Raw genomic sequence first — 25,238 nt, 5'->3', positions numbered from 1 at the left:
TTCGTCTCTAACGCGGCTCATTCAGCCGCAACTCCAACGCCTTCCATGGCGTCTTCAAGCTCATCAGCGCCCGCTTGAAGCGCCTCAAGCGTCGCATCATCGGGTTGCCAGTAATTGCGTTCGTGGGCTTCGATCAGACGGTTCGCCATGCGGACCGAAGCTTCAGGGTTCAGCTCTGCCAGACGCTTGCGCATCTCTTCATCGAGCACGAAAGTCTCGGTCAGCCGCTGGTATACCCAAGGTTCCACCTGACCAGTCGTGGCGGACCAGCCGAGGGTGTTGGTCACATGGGCTTCGATTTGGCGGACCCCTTCGTGACCATGCTGCAAAAGCGGCTCGAAGAAGCGCGGGTTCAGCGCGCGCGACCGGGTCTCGAGCGCCACCTGTTCCTGCAGAGTGCGCACCTTGCCTTCGCCACGGGTCTGGTCGCCGATATAAACCGGCGTCGCCTCGCCCTTGGCGCGCTTCACCGCGCGGGCGATGCCACCCAGCGTATCGAAATAGTGGTCCACCGTGGTGACACCCAGCTCGACGCTTTCGAGGTTCTGATAGGCCAGATCCACGTCTTTCAGCGCCTTTTGCAGCAGCGCCGCGTTCTGAGTGGCCTTGCCGTTGACGCCATACGCGAAGCTCTTCCGGGTCTCGTAGGCATCGGCCAGCTCGTCCTCATCCCCGAAAGCAGAACTGTCGACCAACTGGTTCACGTTCGAGCCATAGGCGCCTTCCGCGTTGGAGAAGACCCGCAGCGCCGCCGTTTCCATGTCAACGTCCATCTGTTCGGCATAGGCGAGCGCATGGGCGCGGATGAAGTTCTGTTCCAGCGGCTCATCGGCCGTCGCGGCCTTATACGCGGCCTCTGCCAGCATCCGGGTCTGCAAAGGCAGCAAGTCGCGGAAAATTCCGGACAGCGTCATGATCACGTCGATCCGCGGGCGACCGAGCTCTTCCAGCGGAACCAGATCGGCGCCGCAGAGACGACCGTAGTGGTCGAAGCGCGGCTTCGCGCCCATCAACGCGAGCGCCTGGGCAATCGGGCCACCGTCGGATTTGATGTTGTCGGAGCCCCAAAGCACGAGCGCAACGGTGCGAGGCAAGGAATCATGCTTTTTGAGCAATGTCAGAGCCTGTTTTGCTCCGTCCTGCATCGCAAAGGCGGTGGGCATCCGGAAAGGATCGAATGCGTGGATGTTGCGGCCAGTAGGCAGCACCGCGGACGAGCGGATCAGATCGCCGCCCGGCACCGGCGCAATGTAATGTGCGCCCAGCGCACGCATCAGGCCGTTCAACTCATCATCGCCTTGCAACAGAGCATCGACGCGCGCCCGCGTCTCCGGGTCAGTGTCGAGCATAATGTCGAGGTAGCGCTGACGCGCCTCTTCGCCCAAGGGCTCGCCCACGACATGGAGGCCATCAGTGATCAGCGCATCCTCGGTCTCGAGCAGCTTCAGCCACAGGTCCTGCGGGGCGGTGTCGGGCATATCCACCGCAGCCGCCTGCGCCGCGATCAGCGCTTCCAACTCCTCGCGATCTTTTGCGTCGGGCGACATGGCGCGCCAGCGCGTCAGGCTGTCTTTCAGCTCTAACAGACCCTTGTAGAGACCCGATTGCGCCAGCGGTGGCGTCATATGGGTGACCGTCACAGCGCCCGAGCGGCGCTTGGCAAGCGTCGCCTCGGACGGATTATTTGAGGCGTAGAGATAGACGTTCGGCATCTCGCCAATCAGCCGATCCGGCCAATCGCGCGCACCCATCCCGGCCTGCTTACCGGGCATGAATTCCAGTGCGCCGTGCATACCGAAATGCAACAGCACATCGGCCTGATACGTGTTGCGCAGCCACAGGTAGAACTGCGCGAAAGCATGGGTCGGTGCGAAGCCCGTCTCGAACAGCAGGCGCATCGGGTCGCCCTCGTAGCCGAAGGCGGGTTGCACGCCGACAAAGACGTTCCCGAAATGCTGGCCCAAGACGAAGACGCCGCGCCCATCGGATTGAATCTTTCCCGGAGCCGGGCCCCAGGCGGTCTCGATCTCGGCCAGATGCGCGGTTTCGCGCACAATGGTTTCCGCATCAACCTGCGCCGCGACATTCGCCGGCTGGCCGTATTGGGCGGCATTGCCTTCAAGCACGGCGTGGCGCAGATCCTCGACGCTCCCCGGCACCTCGACATCGAACCCATCCGCCTTCATGCGCGTGAGCGTATTGTGCAACGAGCGGAAGACGCTCAGATAGGCGGCGGTGCCGACCGCGCCCGCGTTGGGCGGAAAGCCGAACAGCACGATGCCGACTTTCTTACCTGCGTTCTCGGCGCGGCGCAGTTGCGCCATGCGCAGGGTCTTTTCGGTCAGGCTTTCGATGCGCTCCAGACACGGCGCCATGGCCCGGCAATCGGATTTCATCGTGCACATGTGCGAGCAGCCCTGGCAGCCATCCTCGCCGTGCCGACCGGCAAAAACAGTCGGATTGGTCGCGCCGTCGATCTCTGGCAGGGCGATCAGCATGGTGGTCTCGACGGGACCCAGGCCCTGGCCGCTTTTGGCCCATTGGCCCAGCGTCTGGAACTCCAGTGGATGCGCGGCGATGTAGGGGACGTCGAGCGCAGACAGAATGTCGACCGCTGCGTCGCTGTCATTGTAGGCGGGCCCACCGATCAGAGAGAAACCGGTCAGCGAGACCAGCGCGTCAACCTGACCGACGTGATACGCCTCAATCGCCGGGCGACCGTCGAGGCCACCTGCGAACCCGGCGATGACACGAATGCCGCGCGCTTCGAAACTACGGATGACGGCGTCATAGTGCGCGGTGTCGGACGCCAGAATGTAGCTACGCAGCATCAACAGGCCAACGGTTGCCACAGGTGCATCAGGCGTAGGCAAATCAGCCAAGTCGGTGCAGATGCGTTCAGGCACATCGGGGTGATATAGACCCACATCGGGGTAGTCGACGGGGGCTTCGGCCTCGACCCGGTTCCACGCGGCTTGGCGCGAATAGCGCGCGACCAGGAAGCGGATCATCTGCTCGACATTGTCGTCGGAGCCGCCAAGCCAATATTGCATCGTCAGGAACCAGGCGCGCAGGTCCTGACTCTTGCCGGGAATGAACTTCAGGATCTTGGGCAGGCGGCGCAGCATCTTCATCTGCTTCTCGCCGGATCCTGCCGAAGGCTTCGCCGACCCGCGCAGCTTCTTCAGGAGCGCCATCGCGCCGGAGGCAGGCTTGGACATGTCCAGATCGCCCATGCGCGTCAGCTTCACAATCGCGGGGTCCGCGATCACGCCGATCATGGCGTCGCAATGGTCACGGCGCGCTTCCATCTCGGGCAGGATTGCGCGGACATGTTCTTCGATGAACAGCAGGTTGGAGACCACGATGTCTGCGTGGCGCACCGCGTCTTTAGCGTCTTCCAGCGCCTGCGGGTTCTCGGCCCACTCAGCCGCCGCGTGGATAGAGACCTGCAGGCCGGGGAAATCTTCTTCCAGCCGGGGCAGCACGCGCGACGCAGGACCCGCCGCATGGGCGTCCAGCGTCACGATGACGAAGCGGTAACCGATATGATCCGAGCTATCGCGCATAATGGGCCTTCGCCTCATAAAGCGTGTCGACGCTGATCTCGGTGACGCCCTTCTCGCAGGCGAACTTCTCCGTGTTCTTGCGGGCCTTGCCGCGCACGAAGAACGGGATTTTCTTCAACTCCCGTTCGGCATCCGCGAGCCAGACGACCACTTGGTCGTCGGCTTGGACCTGTGCCGGCGCTTGATCGGCCGTTGCTTCGACACGCTCGACCGCCTTGCCGCCGTGATGCGACGCGCCAGCGTCGTCGTGGAACTCGAAATCATCGCGGAACATGTGCAGCAGGTGCTCTTCGAGCCCCATGACCAGCGGATGTACCCACGTGTCAAAGATCACATTCGCGCCCTCGAACCCCACTTGGGGCGAGTAACGGGCCGGGAAGTCCTGCACATGCACCGGCGCGGAGATCACGGCGCAAGGGATGCCCAGACGCTTACCGATATGGCGCTCCATCTGGGTGCCAAGGATCATCTCGGGCGCGAGCTCTTCGATAGCGGCTTCCACCTCAAGGTAGTCGTCGGTGATCAGCGCGGTGACGCCGTACTCCTTGGCCAGCGCGCGAATATCGCGGGCGAACTCGCGGTTGTAGCAGCCCATGCCGACCACCTCGAACCCCATCTCATCGCGCGCGATGCGGGCGGCTGCTTTGACATGGGTCGCGTCGCCAAACAGGAAGACCCGCTTTCCGGTCAGGTAGGTGCTGTCGACCGAGGCCGAGTACCACGGCAGCCGTAAGCGGCTTTCATCGACGCAGGCCGCGCGGCCCGTCAGGCCGATCACTTCGGTGATGAAGTCGCGGGTCGCGCCGACGCCGATCGGGACGACCTTTGTGAAGGGCTGGTCGAACTCGCGCTCCAGCCAGCGGCATGCGCTTTCGGCCGTCTCGGGGTAGAGCATGACGTTGAAATGGGCGGCACCCAGCCGGGCGATCTGGCTTGGATTTGCACCGTAGGGTGCGACAACATTGACGTCGATATCCAACTCGGACAGCAGCCCGGTTAGCTCTTCGATATCGTCGCGGTGGCGGAAACCCAGCGCGGTCGGGCCAAGGATATTGCAGCTCAGACGCTTGGTCCTGTCGCAAGGCTTCGCCAAGGCGCGCACAATCTGGAAGAACGTCTCATCCGCGCCAAAGTTCTCCTTGCGCTGGTAAGACGGCAGCTCCAGCGGAATGACGGGAATATCGAGCCCCATCGTCTCTGCCAAACCGCCCGGATCGTCCTGAATTAGCTCGGCCGTGCAGGAGGCACCGACGATAATCGCCTCGGGCTTGAATCGGTCATAGGCGTCCTGGCAGGCATCCTTGAACAAATGCGCCGTGTCAGAGCCCAGATCGCGGGCCTGGAAGGTTGTGTAGGTCACCGGCGGGCGGTGGTTGCGCCGCTCGATCATCGTGAACAGCAGATCCGCGTAGGTGTCGCCCTGGGGCGCGTGCAGGACATAGTGCAGCCCGTTCATGCAGGTCGCGACCCGCATGGCGCCCACATGGGGCGGACCTTCATATGTCCAGACGGTCAGCTTCATTCGGCGACCACCTGCAGCTTTGCCTTGCGGCGCAACGGGCGCGAGAACAAACCGGCGAGATCACCCGCCTGTTCGTAGAAATGCACTGGCGTGAAGACCAGCTCGATGGCCCATTTGGTGGTCAGGCCTTCGGCTTCCAGCGGATTGGCAAGACCCAAGCCGCAGACGGTCAGGTCGGGCTTGGCAGCGCGGCAGCGGTCGAGCTGCAGGTCGACGTCCTGGCCTTCGGATACGGTGCCGACTTCCAGCATATCCATGTCCGGGCCGACGAGGCCCTTGTGGATGTATGGCGCGCCGACCTCGATGGCCTGCATCCCGCATTCACGGGTCAGGAACCGCGCCAGCGGGATTTCCAGCTGGCTGTCGGGGAAGAAGAAGATCGACTTGCCGTTCAGCCCTTCGGACTGCGCGGCGATGGCCTTCCGCGCCCGGGCGCGCGGGGCGGCAGTGACACGCTCGAACGTCTCCGCATCGACGCCGAACTCGTCGGCGATGGCGCGCAGCCACATCGTCGTGCCTTCTTCGCCAAAGGGGAACGGCGCTTCGATCTGGGTCGCGCCGCGGCGCGATAGGGCCGATGCGGTTTCACCCAGGAAGGGCTGCAGCAGAGCGAACTTGGTATTGGGGCCCACATGGGGCATCCCGTCGGCCCGGCCCGCGGGGAGGACACGGACCGGACCAACCCCCAAGGCGTCCAGAAGGCTCAGGGCCTGATCTTCAACAACATCAGGCAGCGCACCGACCAAAAGCAGCTCGCGCGCATCCGTCTCCGGCAGCACGGGCACCATGCTCTCTAAGCAGGCATCTTCGCCCTGGGTAAATGTCGTCTCGATCCCTGAGCCGGAATAATTCAGCACCCGCACATGGGGCGCGTGGATCTGTGTCAGGCGCTCTGCCGCGCGGCCAAGGTCGATCTTGATCACCTCGGACGGGCAGGAGCCGACGAGAAACAGCTGCTTGATGTCAGGGCGGCGCTCCAACAGGCGCGCGACTTCGCGGTCGAGCTCTTCATGGGCGTCAGCCAGACCGGCAAGGTCTTTCTCTTCCATGATCGCGGTACCGAACCGCGGCTCGGCAAAGATCATCACACCAGCGGCGGATTGCAGCAGATGCGCGCAGGTGCGCGAGCCGACCACAAGGAAGAAGGCGTCCTGCATCTTGCGGTGCAGCCAGATGATTCCGGTCAGACCACAGAACACTTCGCGCTGACCGCGCTCTTTCAGGATCGGCGCTTCGCGGCATCCGCCAGCCTCGATATGGGTGGGCTTGTTCATGTCGCGACCTCCAGACGGGCCGCGCGCAATTTCAGCAGGAACTGAGCGGCGTTGACGATGTAGGCGGCGTAAGCGGCTAGCGCGATCCACATCTGCGTGGCCGGGTCAGCGCCCGAGAACAGCGCCCAGATGTAGGCCGTGTGCAAAGCGATCACGACAAAGCTGAACACGTCCTCCCAGAAGAACGCCGGAGCCAGCAAATACTGGCCAAACACGACCTTTTCCCAGATCGCGCCAGTGATCATGATCACATAAAGAAACGCCGTTTTTACAAGGATAGAGGCGGTCGCCCAGGCGTATCCTTCACCGCTTGCTAGGTAGCGCAGAACCAGCGCGAGGGAGATCGCAAAGGCCACGAATTGCAAGGGGGCGAGGATACCTTGAACAAGGGTCCAGCCGGTCGCATCGCGGCGCGCACGCTCTTCAGCGGTATAGAGCCTATTTGTCTTGGCTGCGTGGCCCATTCAGGCGCGACTCCCTCGTGATTCTTGGAGAGGCTGCAGACCTCTCTGTCTCAAAAGTATCGCCGCCCACGCCAAAGTGTCAATTAAATCTTACACTATTAAGTTGACAGTTCGGCTTGCGATCAAACTGCGTCCACGGCGACAAATTCTGTGCAAATCTCGGAAAAGGCGGCTTTTCCGTGCAATCACGTTCATTTGTCTAGTTTGATTTACACATTTGGTGTCTATTTTTTTGACATCCCCGGCCCCGTGCCTCATATTTCGCTGGAAGTACGACGCCAATTGGGGTGTCGCCTCGCTTGGCGACCACGCCTGAATCAAGGCCACGCGCATGAAAGATATCGAAGAGGTAAAACGCGGCAGACCGGTCGACCCGGTGCGCGCTCTGGCGTCTCAGGCGCTGGATGCCGTCATGACGCCCGGCCGGGAGCATGATGATGTGACTGGAGCGCCCGTCTCTTACGAAACCTGGATTGCCCTGCTCAGCGAAGCGTTCCGCGACGATGATCCCGCCCGCCGCCGTCTGGTTGTCGGTGATATCCTCGCGTCCGGCGTCGACCCGCACGAACTCATCGGCTCTCATATCGTCGACACGGCGGAGCTGTTGGGAAAGATGTGGGCGCGCAATCAGATCAGCTTCGCAGAAGTCACCATCGGTGCCGCGCGCCTGCAAGAGACCGTGCGCAGCCTGTCGGCACGCCGAAGATCAGCCTGGCGCGACGTCTCGGGACCCGAGATTTTGCTGGTGGCGCCCGGTGCAGAAAACCATCTTCTCGCTCTGTTTGTCGTCGGTGAAGCGTTCGAAGAGCTCGGCTGCTACGTGCACATCGCCATCGGCCAGGAACCTGACGCCATTGTCAGGCTCGCGCAGGAGCGCCACTTCGACATGATCGGCTTTTCAATCGCGAGCACCCGCGCCCTGAAGAGCGTTGGAAGCATCGTGAAGCGCCTGCGGAAGTCCAGCGCGCGATCGACCCCTTTGGTCCTTGGTGGTGGGATTTGCCGCGAGACGGCGAAACATACAGAACTTCTTGAAGAGACCGGCGTAGATCATATAACGTCTTGCCCTAATGAGGCACTAAAACTGTGTGGATTGAAGGCACTCCGAGTACGAGCGCCCGAGCCCCGACAGGCCCGCGCACCGGAAGGTAGTGACGAATGAACACACGAGAAATGAACTTCTGGTCGGGCTCGGGCAGGCCGCGGATCGCACCAGAACATTTCAACGAAATTGTCGCTACCGCGGCCGACATCGCGCTTGTGATCAATCTGGACGGACAGATCGAGACCGTCGTCGTCAATCCGCTCAACCAGACGATGGGCCGCCTTGATCATTGGATCAACCGCGACCTGTCCGAGTTTCTGGCCGAAGACAGCCGCGACCGTGTCGAAGCGCTGCTCAAGGAATTCCGCTCCGGCGCGTCGGTGATCACCAAGTCGGTCGAAATCAATCATTTCGACAATGCGAACTGGGAATTCCCGATCCGCTACACCTTCCACCTGACCGGCGAGGATGGCGCGATCCTGATGTTGGGCCGCGATCTGCGCCCCATCGCAGAGTTGCAGCAGCGTCTAGTCAAGGCGCAGCTTGCCCTTGAGGTCGACTACGAAAGCCGCCGCGATTTCGAGACGCGCTACCGCGTCCTCATGGAAAACTCCCGTGATGCGCTGGTGCTCGTCGATGCGGCATCCGGGCGAATTACCGATCTGAACAAGGCCGCGGCCGCGATCCTCGGCTCCAGCCCCGACGCGCTTGTGGGCGGCTTGTTGTCAGGCGAGCTGTCGGCCGGGAATAAATCCGAGTTTTTGGACCGCCTGATTGCCGCCGCCGCCAATGATGGCGCGACCTCGCTGCAATCCGCGACGCAGAAATCCCGCCGCTCGGTCGCGATCTTCCCGACCCTGTTCCGCGCTGGCGGTGACCGCACGCTTCTCTGCCGCCTCGAGACAGAGAACCGCGCCGAAGGCGTTGCCGCAGAGCTGGCTGCGAACCTGTCCGCACTCTACCGTGACGGGGCCGACGCGATGGTCTTTACCGACGAGAAGGGCATTCTGCGCTCGGCGAACGAAGCCTTCATGGCACTTTGCGACGCGGCGCAGATGACGGACATCAAAGGCCGCTCTTTGGCGGACTTCTTGCTGCGCAGCCATGTCGATCTGAAGGTCTTGCTGGAAAACGCCCAACGCAGTGGCAAAATGCGGCTTTATGCGACGCGCCTGTCCGGCCATCACGGCTCGCAGCTGCCGGTGGAAGTGTCCGCGACCCATCTCAGCGACCAGTCCAATGCCAGCTTCGCTTTTGTGTTCCGCGACGCCTCCCGCTCCGAGATGGTGCGCGAGGGGCCGACCCGGGCCACGGGCCAGGACATGAAGAACGTGGTCGAGCTGGTGGGATCCTCCCCGCTCAAGGACATCGTGTCCGCCACCACAGATGTCATCGAGAAGATTTGCATCGAAACGGCGGTTGAGCTGACCGGAAACAACCGGGTCGCTGCTGCCGAGATGCTGGGACTGAGCCGTCAGAGCCTCTATGTGAAGCTGCGCAAATACGACCTTCTGGACAAGACGCCCAAGGACTAGGCAGCCTTCCGCCACATGGCAAATTTGATCGGGTCACCCTGTCGCGGTGGCCTTGTTTTCCCTTGCTCCGACTCGATGTGTATAGTTTAGTTTACACATGACTGTCAGCTCAGACCTACAGCCGAGGACCACCCCGGAGCCAGCCGCCGTGCTGACGCTTCTGAAGCCGATCACATGGTTCCCGCCGATGTGGGCTTACCTGTGCGGCGCGGTGTCCAGCGGCGCGTCCCCTTCTGGTCAATGGTTGCTGGTCCTTCTCGGCGTGGTTCTTGCGGGACCGATCGTGTGCGGCATGAGCCAGGCGGCCAATGACTGGTGCGACCGGCACGTCGACGCAATCAACGAGCCGGACCGCCCCATCCCGTCGGGCCGCATCCCGGGTCGCTGGGGGCTTTACATCGCGCTGATCATGTCCGCCGTCTCTTTGGTGATGGGTGCTTTCCTTGGCCCTTGGGGTTTCGCGGCAACGGTCGTCGCGGTCTTGGCTGCCTGGGCATACTCGGCTGAGCCCATCCGCCTGAAGCGCTCGGGCTGGTGGGGCCCGGGCCTTGTCGGCCTGTCCTATGAGAGCCTGCCGTGGTTCACCGGGGCCGCGGTCCTGTCCGCCGGATTGCCGCGCAGCGAGATCATTCTGGTCGCGCTGCTCTATGGCATCGGCGCACATGGGATCATGACGCTCAATGACTTCAAGGCGTTGGAGGGCGATCGCCAGACCGGGGTCAATTCACTGCCCGTCACACTCGGCCCGCGCCGTGCGGCGCAGGTGGCCTGCCTCATCATGGCGGTGCCTCAGGTTATCGTGGTCGCACTTCTTCTCTCATGGGACCGCCCGCTTCATGCCCTCGGCATTGCAGCGCTGCTTGCGGTCCAGTTCTGGGCCATGACCGTCTTGTTCAAGGACCCGAAAGCCCGCGCGCCGTGGTATAACGGCACCGGGGTCTCGGCCTATGTCTGCGGCATGATGATCGCGGCCTTCGCGCTCAAGGGGCTGATCTGATGGCCTTGTCGTGGATTTCTATCGTTCGGCTCGGCCTGATCCAGATGGCACTTGGTGCGGTCGTGGTTCTGACCACATCGACCCTGAACCGGCTGATGGTTGTGGAACTGGCCCTGCCCGCAGTTCTGCCCGGCCTGCTAGTGGCGTTACATTACGGCATTCAGATCACGCGGCCCAGCTGGGGTTTCATGTCCGACGCAGGCGGGTCGCGCACGCGCTGGATCATCGGCGGCATGGTCGCACTCGCTTTGGGTGGACTTGGGGCCGCAGCGGGTGTCGTCGCGATGGAGACGAGCTTTGCGCTCGGGCTCGCAATTTCGATCCTCGCCTACGCGTTGATCGGCCTTGGCGTCGGGGCATCGGGCACGTCGCTTCTGGCACTGCTCGCCACCGCAACCGCGCCGCACCGTCGCGCGGCGGCCGCTACCATCACCTGGCTGATGATGATTGCAGGCATCGCTATCACTGCCGGCACGGTCGGCGCTTACCTTGATCCTTACTCCCCCGCGCTGCTGCTCAAGATCGTGGCGACTGTCACCGGCGGAGCGATCGCCCTGACAATGATAGCGGTCTGGGGGATCGAGCGTCGCGTCACCGTGCATTTCAAAGAGCCGGACGAGACGCCCTTCATCGAGGGGCTGAAAGAGGTTTGGTCCGAGAGCCGCGCCCGCAACTTCACCATCTTCGTGTTCCTGTCGATGACCGCCTATTTCATGCAAGAGCTGATCCTCGAGCCCTACGCAGGGCTCGTCTTCGCTTTCACACCGGGTGAGAGCACCTCGCTGTCAGGCGCGCAAAATGGTGGCGTGTTCCTTGGCATGGTGACCGTCGGCATCTGCGCCACCGGGTTGCGGTGGGGCTCGCTCAAGGCCTGGGTCACGGGCGGTTGCCTTCTATCCGCATTGGCCCTGATCGGCATCTTTGCGATTGGCCAGATCGGCAACGCCGCCTTAGTCGTACCCGCCACCGTATTCCTTGGATTTGCCAATGGCGCCTTCGCGGTCGCCGCCATCGGATCGATGATGCAACTGGCGGGCGAGGGCCGCAACCGGCGCGAAGGTACACGCATGGGCCTATGGGGCGCAGCACAGGCCGTTGCCGCGGGCTTCGGCGGGCTCGTCGGGGCGTTCGCCGTCGACGTTATGCGCCGGTTTGCAAACGACGCGGACGCCTTCGGGGCGGTGTTTCTGTTCGAAAGCGGGCTTTTTCTAATCGCCGCCATCATGGCGTTTCAAATCATTGACGGGCGCGCAGGCGATCGCCGCGCCGCCACAAACCTGGTTCCGGGAGAATGAACATGATCTATGACGTCGTCGTCGTGGGTGGAGGGCCCGCAGGGGCCACAGCCGCAGAAGATCTCGCCCGTCAGGGCCACAAGGTCGCCATGCTGGACCGGGCCGGGCGCATCAAGCCCTGCGGCGGTGCCATTCCGCCCCGCGCGGTGCAGGATTTCGATATTCCCGACAGCCAACTGGTCGCGCGCATCAATACCGCGCGAATGATCTCGCCCACGGGCCGTTCCGTCGATATCCCGGTCGAGAACGGCTATGTCGGCATGGTGGATCGCGAAGACTTCGACGAGTTTCTGCGGCTGCGCGCCAAGAAGGCGGGCGCGCATCGCTATACCGGTACGTTCCTGCGCATTGACCGCGAGGACGGCACGAAGGTCATCTATCGCGACAAGGTCAGCCGCAACGAGCTGGAGCTGGAATGCAAACTGATCATCGGCGCTGACGGCGCGCGATCAGATGTCGCGCGGGCCGAGGTGCCCGGTGGCGACACGATTCCTTACGTCATCGCGTATCACGAGATCGTCGAGGCCCCTGAGCCCACCGCGAATTATGACCCCACCCGGTGCGACGTGATCTACGACGGCAAGGTTTCGCCGGATTTTTACGGCTGGGTGTTTCCCCACGGCAAATCTGCCAGCATCGGCATGGGCACCGGAATTGACGGTGTGGACCTGAAAGCCTGCACCAAGCTTCTGCGCGAGCAGGCGGGCCTGACCGAATGCACCACAATCCGCAAGGAAGGCGCGCCGATCCCGTTGAAACCGCTTGATAAATGGGACAATGGCCGGGACGTTCTGCTTGCCGGTGATGCGGCAGGTGTGGTCGCGCCAAGCTCTGGCGAAGGCATCTACTACGCGATGGAAGGCGGCCGTCAGGCAGCAAGGGCCGTCATGGCGTGTCTGGCGTCCGGACGGGTCAAGGATCTTGGTCAGGCCCGCAAAGTCTACATGAAACAGCATGGGACAGTTTTTCGCGTTCTCGGCGCGATGCAAGACGCCTATTACAAGTCCGACGAGCGCCGCGAGCGGTTCGTGTCGCTGTGCCACGACGTGGATGTGCAGCGCCTGACCTTCGAGGCGTATATGAACAAGAAACTGGTGAGAGCCCGGCCCATGGCCCACATGAAAATCGGCATCAAGAACCTGGCTCACCTGTGGCGGCTGGTCCCGGAGGCCTACACATGAATGCAATGAACCGCGATATGATCCCGGCTTGGGTCGACGGGAAGTTGACCCCCGTCGAGAAGATGAAGGTCCACCGCGAGGGGCTGCGCCATCAGGCGGTTTCGGTCTTTGTGATGGACCGGGACAAGGTACTGATCCAGCGCCGCGCCATGTCGAAATATCACACGCCCGGCCTGTGGGCGAACACCTGCTGCACCCACCCGCTCTGGAACGAGGTGCCGGAGGCCTGCGCCATCCGCCGCCTGCGCGAAGAGCTGGGGATCACCGGGCTGTACCCGTCCTTCCGCGACCAGATCGAATACCGCGCCGACGTGGGCGGCGGGCTGATCGAGCACGAGGTCGTCGATGTCTTCCTCGCGCAAGCCACGCAGGACCTGAAACTGGATTTGAACCCGGACGAGGTGATGGAGACGCGATGGATCTCCTTCTATGACCTTGCGGCCGAGGTAACCCGTCGTCCAGAGAACTTCACCGCTTGGCTGCAGATCTACCTCAATGAGCATACCGAGCGGATTTTCGGCACGCTTGTGCAGGCGTAAGGGAACACCTGAGCCGCCGTGGCGTTAACTCGCATGAAACACATCCTGACCGCCGCCTGTCTTCTAACCTTTCCTGCCACCGCAAGTGCCGATCAAGTCGGCTCCGTGGATGTCGATTGGTTGGGCAATGATATCATCATAGAAGCGCTGACCGACCCGGACGTCGAGGGTGTCACCTGCCATGTCGCCTATTTCGAGCGCGGGCTGATTGACCGGCTGCAAAAGGGAAATTGGTTCGAGGACCCGTCGAATTCCTCGATTGCGTGCCGTCAGACGGGACCGATAACCATCGGCGACGTTGCCACGGGCAGCGAGGGCGAGGATGTGTTCTCCAAGAGCCGGTCGATCATATTCAAATCGATCCGCGTGAAGCGTATCTTCGATCAGGAAAACCAGACGTTGATTTACATCGCACACGCACGCGACGTGCAGAACGGCTCTGCCAAGATGTCAGTCTCGACCGTGCCGCTTTATCAGCCTACGCAAGCTGTTTCCCAAAACGACCAGTAACAACACCCATCGTCTCAAGGCAGGTCGCGGCGATATCGTGGCTGGACAGCTGCGCGTCGGCATACATCTCTTCCGGCGACGCCTGATCGATAAAGCGGTCGGGCAGCGTGAGGGTTCTGATCTTCAGACCGCGATCAAACGCGCCTTCTGAGGCAAGCCATTCAAGAACATGTCCGCCAAATCCGCCCCGCGCGCCCTGCTCGACCGTCACGAGCGCGCCGTGGTGACGGACCAACTGACGGATCAGCTCGTGATCGAGCGGCTTGGCAAACCGCGCATCTGCGATGGTGACGGAGACGCCCTGCGCCTCCAGCCGTTCTGCGGCGAGGTGGCATTCCGAAAGATGCGCGCCGAAAGACAGGATGGCGACATCATTGCCTTCGCGCACGATCCGGCCCTTGCCAATTTCCAAAGGCATTCCTTGCGCGGGTAAATCGACACCCACCCCTGCGCCACGCGGATAGCGGAACGCAATCGGACCCGCGTCATGGTCAACGGCGGTCGCGATCATGTGTACCAGCTCCGCCTCGTCCGACGCGGCCATCACTGTGAAATTCGGCAGATGGGTCAGGTAGCCGATATCGAACGCACCCGCATGGGTCGGGCCATCGGCCCCCACCAGACCAGCCCGGTCGATCGGGAAACGCACGGGCAGGTTTTGTAATGCCACGTCATGCACGATCTGATCGTAGCCTCGCTGCAGGAAAGACGAGTAAATCGCGCAAAATGGCTTCATGCCCGTGGCCGCAAGCCCGGCGGAGAAGGTCACCGCGTGCTGCTCGGCAATACCGACGTCGAAGGTGCGCGCCGGAAAGCGCTCGGCCATCTTGTCGAGCCCTGTGCCCGACGGCATGGCGGCCGTCACGGCGACAATCCGGGGATCACGCTCCGCCTCTTTCACCAGTGTGGAACCGAAGACAGACGTGTAGCTTGGCGCGTTGGGCGCGCTTTTCTTTTGCGTGCCGGTGCTGACGTCGAATTTTGCAACGCCGTGATAGCAGTCGGGCGAGCTCTCGGCGGGCTGGTATCCTTTGCCTTTGACGGTGCAGCAGTGGATCAGCACAGGGCCGGTGGCACGAGTCTGCACGGAGCGTAGAACCGGCAGAAGCTGGGACATATCGTGGCCGTCGATGGGACCGATATAGGAAAAACCCAACTGCTCGAACAGCGTGCCTTTCTCTGACTGTCCGGTGACAAGCTCCCGCGCGCGACGGGCGCTGTCGCGCAATGGTGCAGGCAGCCCGGCCTCGAACCCTTCGGCGAGGTCCTTGAGCATCGGAAAGGGTGAGCCTTCAGCGTAGAGGCCGGAGAGGTACTTCGACATCGCGCCCACGGGCGGGGCGATGGACATCTCGTTGTCGTTGAGGATCACGAACAAGCGGCGGCCCTCGTGTCCTGCGTTATTGAGCGCCTCATAGGCCATGCCCGCCGAGATCGAGCCGTCGCCGATCACAGCGATAGCGTCGCCGGTGGACATGCCCAGATCACGCGCGGTCGCGAAGCCCAACGCGGCGGAAATCGAGGTGGAGCTGTGCGCGGCACCGAACGGGTCGAACTCTGACTCGGCACGTTTGGTGAAGCCAGACAGGCCGTCTTTCTGGCGCAGAGTGCGGATGCGATCCCGCCGGCCAGTCAGGATCTTGTGTGGGTAGCATTGGTGTCCAACATCCCAGACCAGCTTGTCATGGGGCGTGTTGAAGACGGCGTGAATCGCTACGGATAATTCGACCACCCCCAGAGAAGAGCCCAGATGCCCGCCCGTCTCGGACACGGCGGAGACGACCTCTGCCCGTAGTTCTTCGGCCACTGCGGCCAGCTCGGTGTCAGAGAACGCTTTCAGATCGGCAGGGCCAGCCACGCGGTCGAGCAGAGGGGTCACGGGACGGGACATGGGCGGTCTCCTAGCAGAAAGAAAAAGCGCCGCGCAGGGGGAAGCCCCGCGCGGCGTCAGTGGTCCTGTAGCCAACAGGAAGGGAAGTGTGATCCCGAAGGATCACCATATCCGGCGCCGCGTCGGGCTCCGAATGGCGATAGGCCAGGGGCGTTCGGGACGCCCGCGGCATTACTCGTAGACCGGGACGCCGGTGGTGGCCAATTCGGGCCAGTCGGCAATCGCGTTCATGCCCTGATACGGCTTCTGATAGCCCTTGTGACAGGTCGCACAGGCCGCCTTCGGCGCGTCTGCGTGAACCGGGCCAAGCCGCTCTTCGGGATAGGTATCGCGCAGCGGGATCAGGTACTCGTTGTTCAGCTCTTGCACCATCGCGATACCCAGGGATGCGGTGGCCCATTGCGGGGTCACCTGCGCGGTATCGTAGAAGGCGCGGGAGTTGTGGCAGAAGTTGCAATTCACCCCAAGCGAATTGGAGAAATAGTTCATCAAAGCGTAGGTGCGCTCTGTGTTCTGCCAAGTCTGATAACCCTCGTCAGCGGGCGAGCCTGCCACGCGGCTTTCCAGATCATGCACATTGATCTGACCGTATTCCACGAGAAGCTTCTCGAGGTGATCGGACGGCAAGGAAGTCGAGCCGGAGGTCGAGGTCGCCCGGTTTTGCACCGCGCCCCAGCCTGCCATGTTCGTATCCTTGACCGGCGTGTTCTTGAACCAGATCTCGGACGGCACATTCTGCCCACGGTGGCAGGTGGAGCAGTTGACCCCCACTTGCGCATTCGCGTTGACGTGCCCGTCCCATTCCTCGTTGATGACCTGCGTCATCTGGATCATGCGGCGGGAGACAACCTTCGTATACAGGTTGTCCTCGCCGTAGGTCTCCAGATCGCCATCGCCGTGGCAATAGGCGCAGCCCTGCTCAGGGGACACCCACTGCGTGATGGCCAGCATCACCCGGTTGAAGTTGTCCTCGGTCAGATCACCCAGTACCTGAACATTGTCATAAATGTCCTTTGCCAGCGGCTCGCCGCCCTCGGGCACGATGGGTGTGTCCGTGTAGTACTCCTCGATCGTGGGATCAGGGGTCAGCAGATCAGATTTGAACTCCGGCACGGACATGCCGGTGCCGCGCGGACCCGTTTGAAGCGAGGTGGTGGCGAAGGGTTGACCCCAGGCCACGATCATCGCCGCCACGAACACCGCCCCGCCCACGACACCGACAATGATGCCGGGGCCGAAGACATTGGTGGGGTTCTTTTCGTTCCAGTCGTTAAACCACTTAGGAAGCATCGTTTAGTTCCCCCCTTCGGTGTTGATGGCCGGCCAGATGTCGGGCTGCGTGTAGGCCTCGTAACCGTAGCTGCCGTCATAGATTGGCGCGAAATGGTGCTCCTGCGCCCAGATGAACCAGTTGTCCACCACGGTGCCGGTTAGCAGGATTCCGATGCCGCCGGTGATCGGCGTCAGCACCGCGAACCACCACGCCCAGCGGTGGATACCTTCCATCGTGGCGTTGAAGCCCATGGTCCAGCGCCAGAACAGGCCAGCGCGCTCGGACGCCGTGCCGCGATCCGCGATCTGCTCCAGTTCCCGGTCGCCGCCCTGACGGGTGACGGCCAGAATGGTGGCGCCGTGCATCGCGAACAGCAGCACGGAGCCGTAGAGGAACACGATCGAAAGCGCGTGGAACGGGTTGTAGTAGAGGTTGCCGTAACGGATCGAGAACGCCGTAGTCCAGTCGAGGTGCGGGAAGATGCCGTAAGGCACGGCCTCTGACCAGGACCCCATCAGGATGGGACGGAACAGGCCGAGCACCAGGAACAGCCAGATGGCGGCTGCAAAGGCCCAGGCCACGTGCTTGCCCATCTTGTGCATCTGCGCCAGCTCGTAGGTCCGCAGCCACCAGCTGCACACAGAGATCAGCAGAAAGAAGCTCGCGATGATGAACCATCCGCCATCGTTGAGCGGCGGCATCGTCAGGCCGTACTCGGGCGAGGGCGGCTCGAGGGCCAGCCAGAACAGCTGGCGGATGAATTCCACGAGGTTCCAGCCCACCTGCGCCAGCATGTTGAAGCCCACGATGAAGAACCACAGAAGTCCAGTCGCAAGCGACACCACGCCGAAGGTGCCCAGGTAGATGGGACCCAGCTGGGCGTTGCCGATCCATCCTACGAGGGTCGAGTAGCGGGGCGCGCCGGTGCGCTCCTCCATCATGTTGTTTTCGTTGTCCATGCCCCATTCGGGTTTTCCCTGAACCTGGACCTGGGTGAAGATGTTTTGATACTCAATCATAGCTTATAGCCCCACTTGAGATGGCCAGATCGGCATTTCGAGCCACCAGTTCCACCACTCGGGCCAGCCCTTGGTCCAGACGGGGCCAGAGATGATGATACAGACGGCCGACCAGAAGCCGGCGTTCAGCGCCAGCAGCAGGCCCACGCGGTGGATGCCCAGCGTGCCGACGGAGTAGCCGATGAAGTCACGGAAGAACGTGTCCTCATGGTCCGGTGTCTTCATCTCCTCGCCCTTCTCGGGGTTGGCCGCCGACAGAACCAGGGCGCCGTGCAGGGCCAGGAACATCGTCGTGGTGAAGAAGAAGGTCACCGCCAGCATGTGCGCCGGGTTGTAGTGGAAGTGCAGGTAGGCGTAGCCCGTATTCGACACCCAATCGAGGTGGGAGAAGATGCCATACGGGAAGCCGTGCCCCCACGCGCCCATCAGCAGCGGGCGGAAGATCACCAGCGTGCAATAGGCGAAGATCGCGAAGCCGAAGGCCACCGGCACATGGTAGCCCATGCCCAGCTTGCGGCAGATCTCGACCTCACGCAGGGCCCAGGACACAAAGGCCCCGACCGCGCAGAAGGTGATGATTTGCCAAAGCCCGCCCTCCATCAACGGTGCCATGCCAAGACCGTATTTGAGATCTGGCGGCGCAATATTGATCAGCCACGGGTTGAAGGTGCCCTGTTGCGAGGCCCCCCAGAAGATCAGGATCGTGCCCAATCCGGCGAAGAAGGCGGTCGTGACGCCGAAGAAGCCCACGTAGAAGGGGCCGACCCAGAAGTCGAACAGGTCGCCGCCCACCAGCGTCCCACCTCGGACGCGATATTTTCTCTCGAAACTCAGCAATGCCATTGCGTCTGTCTCCCTACTTGGCGGCCTTGATCGTCGTCTTCGGGTCTTAGCCGTCCCGCTAAAATTTTTTGGTCTTGGTTTGCCGCGGCCGGGGGTTTCGGGTCCCCCGCCCGCGGCGGTTTTTCGTTGAGCGCGCTCTACTGAGCGGCCAGCTCAAACCAGTTCAGGCCCGAGCTGAGCACGACGAGATGAATCATCGCGGCCAGCAGGAACAGAAACACGCCTTGTGCGACAAACACGCGGCGGGGATCGAAAACGAGCCAGATTTTGTAAAACTTAGCCATGCTTCAGATCCTCTATGTGAACCAGGGACGCCAGATGTACGTGGCCAAGTGAGCGACGACGGCGACTGCCGAAAACAGCCAAAGGCCGCTCATATAGACCGCGTGCAGCTCTTGTGCCTGCTCGTCGGTAAGTCCGGTAAAGGACAGATTATCAGCCATGGTTTCCTCCGAAATTAGACTGACGCCGCGCCCCCCGCGGCCGGGTTATGTCGAGGGCTCATCCCCCGTCACAATCCGCCACCCCGGGGGGGAGTGACAGATCAGGGCTCCCTTGGGCATAGGCCTTCGGGAATTACGCGCGCCTTGTCGCCAAGGCCCGTGCAACTGATCCTGCTGTCTCCCCAACAGAACTAATTTCAGCGAGGTCAGAGCCTGTTCAAGGCTCGCCCCTCACGTCTTCCTGCTCGCCCCGGTGCGTTCACCCGGAGCGCGCAAAACTCATGCGGCGAAGATCATCGGTGTGATAATGTTCGCCTGGCTCCAGGCCCGCTTGATCGGCCCGCGACCGTTCGCCGTGCCGTTTTTCAACAGCGACAGCGCCCAGGTCAGGCAGGCCAGCGGCAGGCAAGCCGCAAAGATGATCGCGAAGTAGACGGCAAATTCGGTCTTCGGTGTGTGCCGCTTCGCGGGCGCCTCGTAGTCGAAGCCGCCAGAGGTCTGGTCGCTCATGCCTGTTCTCCTTCGTTGATCTCAAAATTGGCGGGCGCAAGCGCCGCCACGGTTTCCTTGACGACCCGCTCAGCCCCATCCGCCAATGCGGCGGCCTCGGCGCGGTCCCGCAGTGTCTTGGCTGCGGAAATACGGGTCAAAATCGGGTGCTCCTCGACAATCCGGTCGAGCAGTCGTTGCGCGTCGGCATCCCAGGGGAAGTCGCGGCGCAGGGTCGTTGGTGTCGCCTCGGCGGCGTCCATGTCGGTGCCGAGCGGCAGGATGTGGAACAGCGCGTCGAACAGCGCATTGCACACCTCCTGCACAAGATACGTCGCACCGGCGTAGCCCATGAAGGGCGTACCCGTCGCGCGCCGAATGGCGGCACCGGGGAAGCTGGCGGGAATAAATGTCGGCGCGGGACCGAACCCGCCCTTCATTTCGGCCAGATACATCTTTTCGTTGATCGAGCCGAACATCACGAGCGGGCGCTTTTGATGCGTCCACGCACGGACTTCTTCGTTGTTGGTCTTCTTGCCCCGGCAGCGCGAGACGGAGAAGGCGCAAGGCAGGCCCATGTCACCTTCAAGGAAGTTGCGGATGCCGCGGGTATAGGTCTCGTTCGCCACGACAGCGAAACTGGAGGTCGCAAAAAAGTCCTGCGTCACCGAGCGCCACAGATCCCAGATGGGTTTGATCGTGGAGTGCTTCTCCTGCTCAATGAACGGCTCGGGGTCGAGCCCGAGCAGCTCACCAAGCTTGCGGAGGAACTTGGTCGTACTGTCGATGCCGATGGGGGCTTGCAAATAGGGCTTGTCGAGCACTTCGCACAGGCCGCGGCCAAACTCGCGATACATGCAGACGTTCACATCGGCATTCACCAGATTGCGCATCTCGGCCACGTGGGCGCCAAGCGGCATCACCATGTTGACCTCGGCCCCGATGCCTTCCACCAACCGGCGGATTTCGGCCAGATCAGACGGCATGTTGAACGTTCCATACATCGGACCAAGGATGTTGACCCGTGGGTTAGAGCCTTCTTCGCGCTTGGATTCCTTAGGCATCCGGCCCTTGGTCATGCCAAACTCGGTGAAGATCCAGGTCATCGCGCGATCGGCGCTTTCCCATTGATCTTCGTCAATGGTGCGCGGCAAAAAGCGCTGGATATTGGTGCCCTGCGGCGTGACACCGCCGCCGATCATCTCGGCAATAGAGCCCGTGACCACCACGGCGGGAAGCGCCGGGTCCAGAGTGCCCCAGGCGCGCTTCATCGCATCCTCGGTGCCCGCGCCCATCTCGGCTTCGCTCAGACCGGTCACCACGATGGGCAACTCATGGGGCGGCAAGCCGTCGGTGTAGTGCAGCACGGAGGTCACCGGCAGGTTCTCGCACCCGACCGGCCCGTCGATCACGCATTGCAGGCCCTTGACGGCACAGAACGCGTAGACCGCGCCCCAGTATCCGCCCGCCCTATCGTGATCGGTCACAAGCATCAGATCATCTCCGCTGCTTTTGCGGCCTTCGCGGCGCGCTCAAGCTTCTTGAGGTTCAGATCACGGAAGTCGCTGCGAATATTCGGCGCGCCTTCCCAGACCCCGGCGGTGTCGCCATGACCGACGCCTTCGAAGAACTCCCGCATGCGGTCCATGCGGTCCTTGTTGGCGATGGCGGCGTTGACCACCTGAGCGAGCGAGCCCGCACCGGCGGCACCCATCAGAGGACGCGCGGAAATCAGGTTGGTGAAGTAGAGCGCGGGCACGCCAAGCTCCTTAGCCTTTTGAACCACGGGGGTCGTGCCGATGGCGAGGTCGGGCTTGATCGCTTCCATCGCGGCGCAATCGTCTTCTAGCGATGCGCGATACTTGATCTGCACACCCTTCGCTTCGAGCCACTCGGCGTCGGGCCGCGACCATTCGGTGCGCGCGCAGGCGGTGCCGACGTAAGGCACGTTCGCACCACTTTCGATGAGCAACCGAGCGACAAGCAGCTCGGAGCCTTCATAACCGCTTAGGGTTATGGTGCCATTGATGGCGGTGGCCGCCAACGCAGATGAAATCGCCGGGAGAGACGCATTCTGCGCGGTTGCCACCACCGTGTCAGGGAGACCGAACGCGTCTCCCAGACCTCTGAGCCACGCGGCGGTGCCATCGACACCCACCGGGGCAGATCCAAGAACAGGCTTCCCGGCCGCCTGAAATTCTCGGATCGAACTGGTGTAAAAGGGATGGATCGCCGCCACCGCGCCGCAGTCCAGCGCGGCATAAAGCTCGCGCCATTCGCGGCAAGGCACGGTCGGCCCAGCAGCCAAACCCATGGGCGCAGTGAGCTGTGCAATCGACATGGGATCGGCGGGAAACATTTCGCCCAACAGGCTGACGGTCGGGCGGTCGGATTTGCCGGAGGCGGGCGCGGCGACGGGGCCTGCTTCGATCTCCTTGCGGGCGTAGTTGAGCATCGCGCCGGCAAGAACGTCTTTCGCTTCCGCGTGGGTCGGCACGCCGAAGCCCGGCACATCGATGCCGATGATGCGCACGCCGTTGATCTCGTCGGGCAACAAGCGCAGCGGCACGCCGGATGCGGTCGGCACGCAAAGGTTTGTGACCACGATCGCGTCATAGCGGTCGGGATCGGCAAGCTCGTGCACGCTGTCGCGGATGTCTTCGTAGAGCTTGCCGGTCACCAGAGATTCGGAGTTAAACGGCACATATCCCACCGAGCGGCGGGCGCCGTAGAAGTGGGACACAAAGGTCAGGCCGTAAACGCAGCACGCTGAGCCGGACAGGATCGTCGCTGTACGGCGCATCCGCAGACCGACGCGCAAGCTCCCGAAGGCCGGGCACATGGACTGGGGCTGATCATGGGGGCCGGTCGGATAGTCGGCCGCAAACTTGTCGAGAAGCTCTGACTGCCCCGCCTTGCGCGCGGCATCCGCCATCGTGCCACCGGAATGACACCCATGCCCGTCAACGGGCTCAACCACCGCAGGCGCAGAGCCATCGGCGGAGGACACGAGAACCTTCCCGTCGTCGCCGTAGGTGACTTCATATGTGGCTGTATCGCTCACTCATCTTCCTTGTCATCGTCCTGCGACGTTGGCGCCTGAGCTTCCAGATGCTCCAGCGCCTCGTCCCATTCCTGCAATTCGTCGAGATCAAACATGTCCGACGTCGCTTTTCTCTAGATTGGGGAACATCAAATCGATGATTTCGTACAGTTCGTCGGTCTCTTGAGACCTACGAAGAACTCCTTCGCGCTGCCGCGTTGCGGCTTCTCGCTGGGCCTTGGCCTCCTGGCGCATCTCCGTGATGGTCTTTTGATGGTCACGCCTCATCGTAGATCACCTCCAACGACGCTTTCGGGGCGGATTTGGAGCCGCGCATGTCGGCATCGCTCGCGGGCACCAGCACGTAGTCGCCGCCGGTATCCTTGCTGTCGAACAGGCCCAACAGGCCGTCCTGATCCAGCGGGGACGGGCGTACTGGCGGGGCCTCGGCTACATTGTCGCCAAGCTCCGCAAACAGAGCGCCCCACTGGCTTTCGGACGTGCCGACGATCTGGTAGTTGGCCGATTTCTTGCGCAGATCGTCATCCTGCGGGATGGCGGCCAGAACGGGAATGTCGACCGCTTCGGCAAAGGCCTGCGCCTCGCCCGATCCGTCATCCTTGTTGATCACAAGACCGGCGACGCCGACATTGCCGCCCAGCTTGCGGAAATACTCCACGGCGGAGCAGACGTTGTTGGCCACGTAAAGCGATTGCAGATCGTTGGATGCGACCAAGATGACCTTCTGCGCCATGTCGCGGGCAATCGGCAGACCAAAGCCGCCGCAGACCACGTCGCCCAGGAAGTCGAGCAGGACGTAGTCGAAATCCCAATCGTGGAAGCCCAGCTTTTCCAGCAGCTCAAAGCCGTGGATGATGCCGCGCCCGCCACAGCCGCGCCCGACTTCGGGGCCGCCCAGTTCCATCGCGAAGACACCGCCACGCTTGAAGCAGACGTCGCCGATTTTGACTTCCTCGCCCGCCAGTTTCTTCTGGGTCGAGGTTTCAATGATCGTCGGGCAGGCCTTGCCGCCGAACAGAAGCGAGGTCGTGTCGGATTTTGGATCGCAGCCGATCAGAAGCACCCGCTTGCCCTGCTCGGCCATCATGTGGCTGAGATTGGCGAGCGTGAACGACTTGCCAATTCCGCCCTTGCCGTAGATCGCAATGATCTGGGTTTTCGACGTCGGCTCATCGGCCACGACATCGGCAAGGTCTTCATGGGCCTCGTCGCGCAGGCGTTGATCGAACTCTTTGAGGTTTGGGACTTCGTCCTTCATGCAACCGCTCTCCAGTCCAGAATCATTTTCAGGCAAGCCGGGTCATTGAAGGCTTGCGTGTAGGCCGCGCTGGCGTGCTCGGCGCTGGATGTGTGGGTGATAAGCCCGTCGAGGCTCAGCGCTCCGCAATCCAGCAGCGCGCGCGTCGCGGATAGGTCATCAGCGGTCCATTCGGCCGCGATGCGAAAGCGCGCTTCCTTCATAAAGGCGGGCGGGAAGGCGAAACTCAGCGGCTCGGCATAAAAGCCCGCCAGCACGATCTCGCCACCTTTTGCGAGGCGCGCGACCAGATCATTCAGCAGCGCGGCGCTGCCGGAGGCGTCGTAGATGCAGCCGTAGTCGCGGCGCGGATCGTCTTCGGGCTTGATGACCTCGTAGGCACCGTTCGCGCCCTCCATCCGCTGATCGTCGATCTCCCAGACGGTCGGGGCCTTGCATCCTGCGGCGACCGTCAGGCGCGCCAAGAGCCGACCCAAAACACCGTGACCCACGATAAGATCTGGCAAGTCGCGGTCCAGCCCTGCCATGGCATGGCGGGCGGTTGCGGCCAAAGCCAACAAGGCGCCTTCGCCGCGCATGCCGCTGTCGATGCGGGAGACCCGAGTGGCAGGCGTCACGATCCGGCGCGCCGCGCCACCGAACAGGCCTTTCGCTTCGGTAAAGCAATTCGCACCCGGGACGAACACGGTCTCGCCGATCTTGAAGCCGCTGTCGCGGCCCGCGTCGATCACGACGCCGGTGGCCTCGTAGCCGGGGACAAGCGGATAGCCCATGCCGGGAAATGGCGGCATCTCGCCGGACCAAAAGAGCTTCTCTGTGCCCGTGGAAATGCCGGAATGGGTGATTTCTACGACAACGTCTTCCGCACCGGGATCCACCAAGGCAAGTGTCTCAAGACCAAGGTCTTGAGGGCCTGACAGAAGTACGGCTGCAGTGTCCACGTTGTCTCACTTTCCCTGTCGCTCGCTTGTGAATGAATCACAGCGAGTCTCCTTGCGGTTATGTGTCAGTTTAAATTTACAGTTTA

Annotated in this window: 22 protein-coding genes; 7 read left to right on the top strand and 15 right to left on the bottom strand. The window is 62.3% G+C overall.

Annotation, left to right across the window (positions count from 1 at the left end; all coding sequences use genetic code 11):
* Window positions 1–17: 17 nt before the first annotated feature.
* From C8N43_RS13125 to bchF, 4 genes are read right to left on the bottom strand one after another with little or no spacing between them, the layout of a single operon-like run.
* Entirely contained in the window at window positions 18–3,569 is a 3,552-nt protein-coding gene (locus C8N43_RS13125; RefSeq protein WP_107846028.1) for a magnesium chelatase subunit H, read from the bottom strand.
* Complete coding sequence (gene bchB / locus C8N43_RS13120) at window positions 3,559–5,091, bottom strand: ferredoxin:protochlorophyllide reductase (ATP-dependent) subunit B (protein WP_107846027.1); 1,533 nt, start codon at window positions 5,089–5,091, stop codon at window positions 3,559–3,561. Before bchB ends, C8N43_RS13125 begins: the two co-directional genes overlap by 11 nt.
* On the bottom strand, window positions 5,088–6,365 hold the full coding sequence (locus C8N43_RS13115) for a ferredoxin:protochlorophyllide reductase (ATP-dependent) subunit N (protein ID WP_107846026.1): 1,278 nt from the start codon (window positions 6,363–6,365) through the stop codon (window positions 5,088–5,090). The genes bchB and C8N43_RS13115 overlap by 4 nt, the downstream gene beginning before the upstream one ends.
* Window positions 6,362–6,829: a 2-vinyl bacteriochlorophyllide hydratase gene (gene bchF / locus C8N43_RS13110; RefSeq protein ID WP_107846025.1), complete on the bottom strand. Its 468-nt coding sequence runs from the start codon at window positions 6,827–6,829 to the stop codon at window positions 6,362–6,364. Before bchF ends, C8N43_RS13115 begins: the two co-directional genes overlap by 4 nt.
* 331 nt (window positions 6,830–7,160) lie before the next feature.
* On the opposite strand from bchF, the gene C8N43_RS13105 reads away from it, so the two are divergent.
* The 7 genes from C8N43_RS13105 to C8N43_RS13075 all read left to right on the top strand — a co-directional run bounded on the left by C8N43_RS13105 (window position 7,161) and on the right by C8N43_RS13075 (window position 13,931).
* Window positions 7,161–7,991 (top strand): cobalamin B12-binding domain-containing protein, encoded by an 831-nt coding sequence (locus C8N43_RS13105; RefSeq protein ID WP_107846024.1) that lies wholly within the window; start codon window positions 7,161–7,163, stop codon window positions 7,989–7,991.
* A complete protein-coding gene (ppsR, locus tag C8N43_RS13100; RefSeq protein ID WP_107846023.1) occupies window positions 7,988–9,409 on the top strand; it encodes a transcriptional regulator PpsR in 1,422 nt (473 codons plus the stop codon). The genes C8N43_RS13105 and ppsR overlap by 4 nt, the downstream gene beginning before the upstream one ends.
* Window positions 9,410–9,506: 97 nt before the next feature.
* Window positions 9,507–10,406 (top strand): chlorophyll synthase ChlG, encoded by a 900-nt coding sequence (gene chlG, locus C8N43_RS13095; RefSeq protein WP_107846022.1) that lies wholly within the window; start codon window positions 9,507–9,509, stop codon window positions 10,404–10,406.
* Entirely contained in the window at window positions 10,406–11,701 is a 1,296-nt protein-coding gene (locus tag C8N43_RS13090; RefSeq protein WP_107846021.1) for a BCD family MFS transporter, read from the top strand. The genes chlG and C8N43_RS13090 overlap by 1 nt, the downstream gene beginning before the upstream one ends.
* A gap of 2 nt (window positions 11,702–11,703) precedes the next feature.
* Window positions 11,704–12,882, top strand: a complete 1,179-nt coding sequence (locus C8N43_RS13085) for a geranylgeranyl diphosphate reductase (protein ID WP_107846020.1) — start codon at window positions 11,704–11,706, stop codon at window positions 12,880–12,882.
* Window positions 12,879–13,421: an isopentenyl-diphosphate Delta-isomerase gene (idi, locus tag C8N43_RS13080; RefSeq protein WP_245912995.1), complete on the top strand. Its 543-nt coding sequence runs from the start codon at window positions 12,879–12,881 to the stop codon at window positions 13,419–13,421. The genes C8N43_RS13085 and idi overlap by 4 nt, the downstream gene beginning before the upstream one ends.
* A gap of 33 nt (window positions 13,422–13,454) precedes the next feature.
* Complete coding sequence (locus tag C8N43_RS13075) at window positions 13,455–13,931, top strand: CreA family protein (RefSeq protein ID WP_107846019.1); 477 nt, start codon at window positions 13,455–13,457, stop codon at window positions 13,929–13,931.
* Here C8N43_RS13075 and dxs read toward each other — a convergent pair.
* The 11 genes from dxs to bchC all read right to left on the bottom strand — a co-directional run bounded on the left by dxs (window position 13,900) and on the right by bchC (window position 25,152).
* Window positions 13,900–15,822 (bottom strand): 1-deoxy-D-xylulose-5-phosphate synthase, encoded by a 1,923-nt coding sequence (gene dxs, locus C8N43_RS13070; protein ID WP_107846018.1) that lies wholly within the window; start codon window positions 15,820–15,822, stop codon window positions 13,900–13,902. The genes C8N43_RS13075 and dxs overlap by 32 nt on opposite strands.
* Before the next feature lie 171 nt (window positions 15,823–15,993).
* Window positions 15,994–17,112 carry a photosynthetic reaction center cytochrome PufC gene (gene pufC / locus C8N43_RS13065; RefSeq protein ID WP_107846017.1) on the bottom strand — a complete coding sequence of 373 codons (1,119 nt, stop codon included), beginning with the start codon at window positions 17,110–17,112 and terminating at the stop codon, window positions 15,994–15,996.
* Window positions 17,113–17,115: 3 nt separating this feature from the next.
* Window positions 17,116–18,114: a photosynthetic reaction center subunit M gene (gene pufM / locus C8N43_RS13060; RefSeq protein WP_107846016.1), complete on the bottom strand. Its 999-nt coding sequence runs from the start codon at window positions 18,112–18,114 to the stop codon at window positions 17,116–17,118.
* 3 nt (window positions 18,115–18,117) lie between these two features.
* Window positions 18,118–18,957, bottom strand: a complete 840-nt coding sequence (gene pufL, locus C8N43_RS13055; protein ID WP_107846015.1) for a photosynthetic reaction center subunit L — start codon at window positions 18,955–18,957, stop codon at window positions 18,118–18,120.
* A 137-nt stretch (window positions 18,958–19,094) separates the two neighbouring features.
* Window positions 19,095–19,241, bottom strand: a complete 147-nt coding sequence (gene pufA, locus C8N43_RS13050) for a light-harvesting antenna LH1, alpha subunit (protein ID WP_107846014.1) — start codon at window positions 19,239–19,241, stop codon at window positions 19,095–19,097.
* Between the two features lie 12 nt (window positions 19,242–19,253).
* Window positions 19,254–19,400 (bottom strand): light-harvesting antenna LH1, beta subunit, encoded by a 147-nt coding sequence (gene pufB / locus C8N43_RS13045; protein WP_107846013.1) that lies wholly within the window; start codon window positions 19,398–19,400, stop codon window positions 19,254–19,256.
* Between the two features lie 279 nt (window positions 19,401–19,679).
* Complete coding sequence (gene pufQ, locus C8N43_RS13040) at window positions 19,680–19,910, bottom strand: cytochrome PufQ (protein WP_107846012.1); 231 nt, start codon at window positions 19,908–19,910, stop codon at window positions 19,680–19,682.
* Window positions 19,907–21,382, bottom strand: a complete 1,476-nt coding sequence (gene bchZ, locus C8N43_RS13035) for a chlorophyllide a reductase subunit Z (RefSeq protein WP_107846011.1) — start codon at window positions 21,380–21,382, stop codon at window positions 19,907–19,909. The genes pufQ and bchZ overlap by 4 nt, the downstream gene beginning before the upstream one ends.
* Complete coding sequence (gene bchY / locus C8N43_RS13030; protein WP_245913022.1) at window positions 21,382–22,899, bottom strand: chlorophyllide a reductase subunit Y; 1,518 nt, start codon at window positions 22,897–22,899, stop codon at window positions 21,382–21,384. Before bchY ends, bchZ begins: the two co-directional genes overlap by 1 nt.
* Window positions 22,900–23,209: 310 nt before the next feature.
* Window positions 23,210–24,211 (bottom strand): chlorophyllide a reductase iron protein subunit X, encoded by a 1,002-nt coding sequence (locus C8N43_RS13020; RefSeq protein ID WP_107846009.1) that lies wholly within the window; start codon window positions 24,209–24,211, stop codon window positions 23,210–23,212.
* Entirely contained in the window at window positions 24,208–25,152 is a 945-nt protein-coding gene (gene bchC, locus C8N43_RS13015) for a chlorophyll synthesis pathway protein BchC (RefSeq protein ID WP_107846008.1), read from the bottom strand. Before bchC ends, C8N43_RS13020 begins: the two co-directional genes overlap by 4 nt.
* Window positions 25,153–25,238: the final 86 nt, after the last annotated feature.

Origin of the sequence: Litoreibacter ponti (genome assembly GCF_003054285.1) — a bacterium.
In the GTDB taxonomy this organism is placed as follows: domain Bacteria; phylum Pseudomonadota; class Alphaproteobacteria; order Rhodobacterales; family Rhodobacteraceae; genus Litoreibacter; species Litoreibacter ponti.
This window is presented reverse-complemented; position numbering and strand designations above follow the sequence as displayed.

Coding starts and splice junctions, on each gene's coding strand:
- C8N43_RS13125 (WP_107846028.1), bottom strand. CDS start 3,569: ATGCGCGATAGCTCGGATCATATCGGTTACCGCTTCGTCATCGTGACG.
- bchB (WP_107846027.1), bottom strand. CDS start 5,091: ATGAAGCTGACCGTCTGGACATATGAAGGTCCGCCCCATGTGGGCGCC.
- C8N43_RS13115 (WP_107846026.1), bottom strand. CDS start 6,365: ATGAACAAGCCCACCCATATCGAGGCTGGCGGATGCCGCGAAGCGCCG.
- bchF (WP_107846025.1), bottom strand. CDS start 6,829: ATGGGCCACGCAGCCAAGACAAATAGGCTCTATACCGCTGAAGAGCGT.
- C8N43_RS13105 (WP_107846024.1), top strand. CDS start 7,161: ATGAAAGATATCGAAGAGGTAAAACGCGGCAGACCGGTCGACCCGGTG.
- ppsR (WP_107846023.1), top strand. CDS start 7,988: ATGAACACACGAGAAATGAACTTCTGGTCGGGCTCGGGCAGGCCGCGG.
- chlG (WP_107846022.1), top strand. CDS start 9,507: ATGACTGTCAGCTCAGACCTACAGCCGAGGACCACCCCGGAGCCAGCC.
- C8N43_RS13090 (WP_107846021.1), top strand. CDS start 10,406: ATGGCCTTGTCGTGGATTTCTATCGTTCGGCTCGGCCTGATCCAGATG.
- C8N43_RS13085 (WP_107846020.1), top strand. CDS start 11,704: ATGATCTATGACGTCGTCGTCGTGGGTGGAGGGCCCGCAGGGGCCACA.
- idi (WP_245912995.1), top strand. CDS start 12,879: ATGAATGCAATGAACCGCGATATGATCCCGGCTTGGGTCGACGGGAAG.
- C8N43_RS13075 (WP_107846019.1), top strand. CDS start 13,455: ATGAAACACATCCTGACCGCCGCCTGTCTTCTAACCTTTCCTGCCACC.
- dxs (WP_107846018.1), bottom strand. CDS start 15,822: ATGTCCCGTCCCGTGACCCCTCTGCTCGACCGCGTGGCTGGCCCTGCC.
- pufC (WP_107846017.1), bottom strand. CDS start 17,112: ATGCTTCCTAAGTGGTTTAACGACTGGAACGAAAAGAACCCCACCAAT.
- pufM (WP_107846016.1), bottom strand. CDS start 18,114: ATGATTGAGTATCAAAACATCTTCACCCAGGTCCAGGTTCAGGGAAAA.
- pufL (WP_107846015.1), bottom strand. CDS start 18,957: ATGGCATTGCTGAGTTTCGAGAGAAAATATCGCGTCCGAGGTGGGACG.
- pufA (WP_107846014.1), bottom strand. CDS start 19,241: ATGGCTAAGTTTTACAAAATCTGGCTCGTTTTCGATCCCCGCCGCGTG.
- pufB (WP_107846013.1), bottom strand. CDS start 19,400: ATGGCTGATAATCTGTCCTTTACCGGACTTACCGACGAGCAGGCACAA.
- pufQ (WP_107846012.1), bottom strand. CDS start 19,910: ATGAGCGACCAGACCTCTGGCGGCTTCGACTACGAGGCGCCCGCGAAG.
- bchZ (WP_107846011.1), bottom strand. CDS start 21,382: ATGCTTGTGACCGATCACGATAGGGCGGGCGGATACTGGGGCGCGGTC.
- C8N43_RS13020 (WP_107846009.1), bottom strand. CDS start 24,211: ATGAAGGACGAAGTCCCAAACCTCAAAGAGTTCGATCAACGCCTGCGC.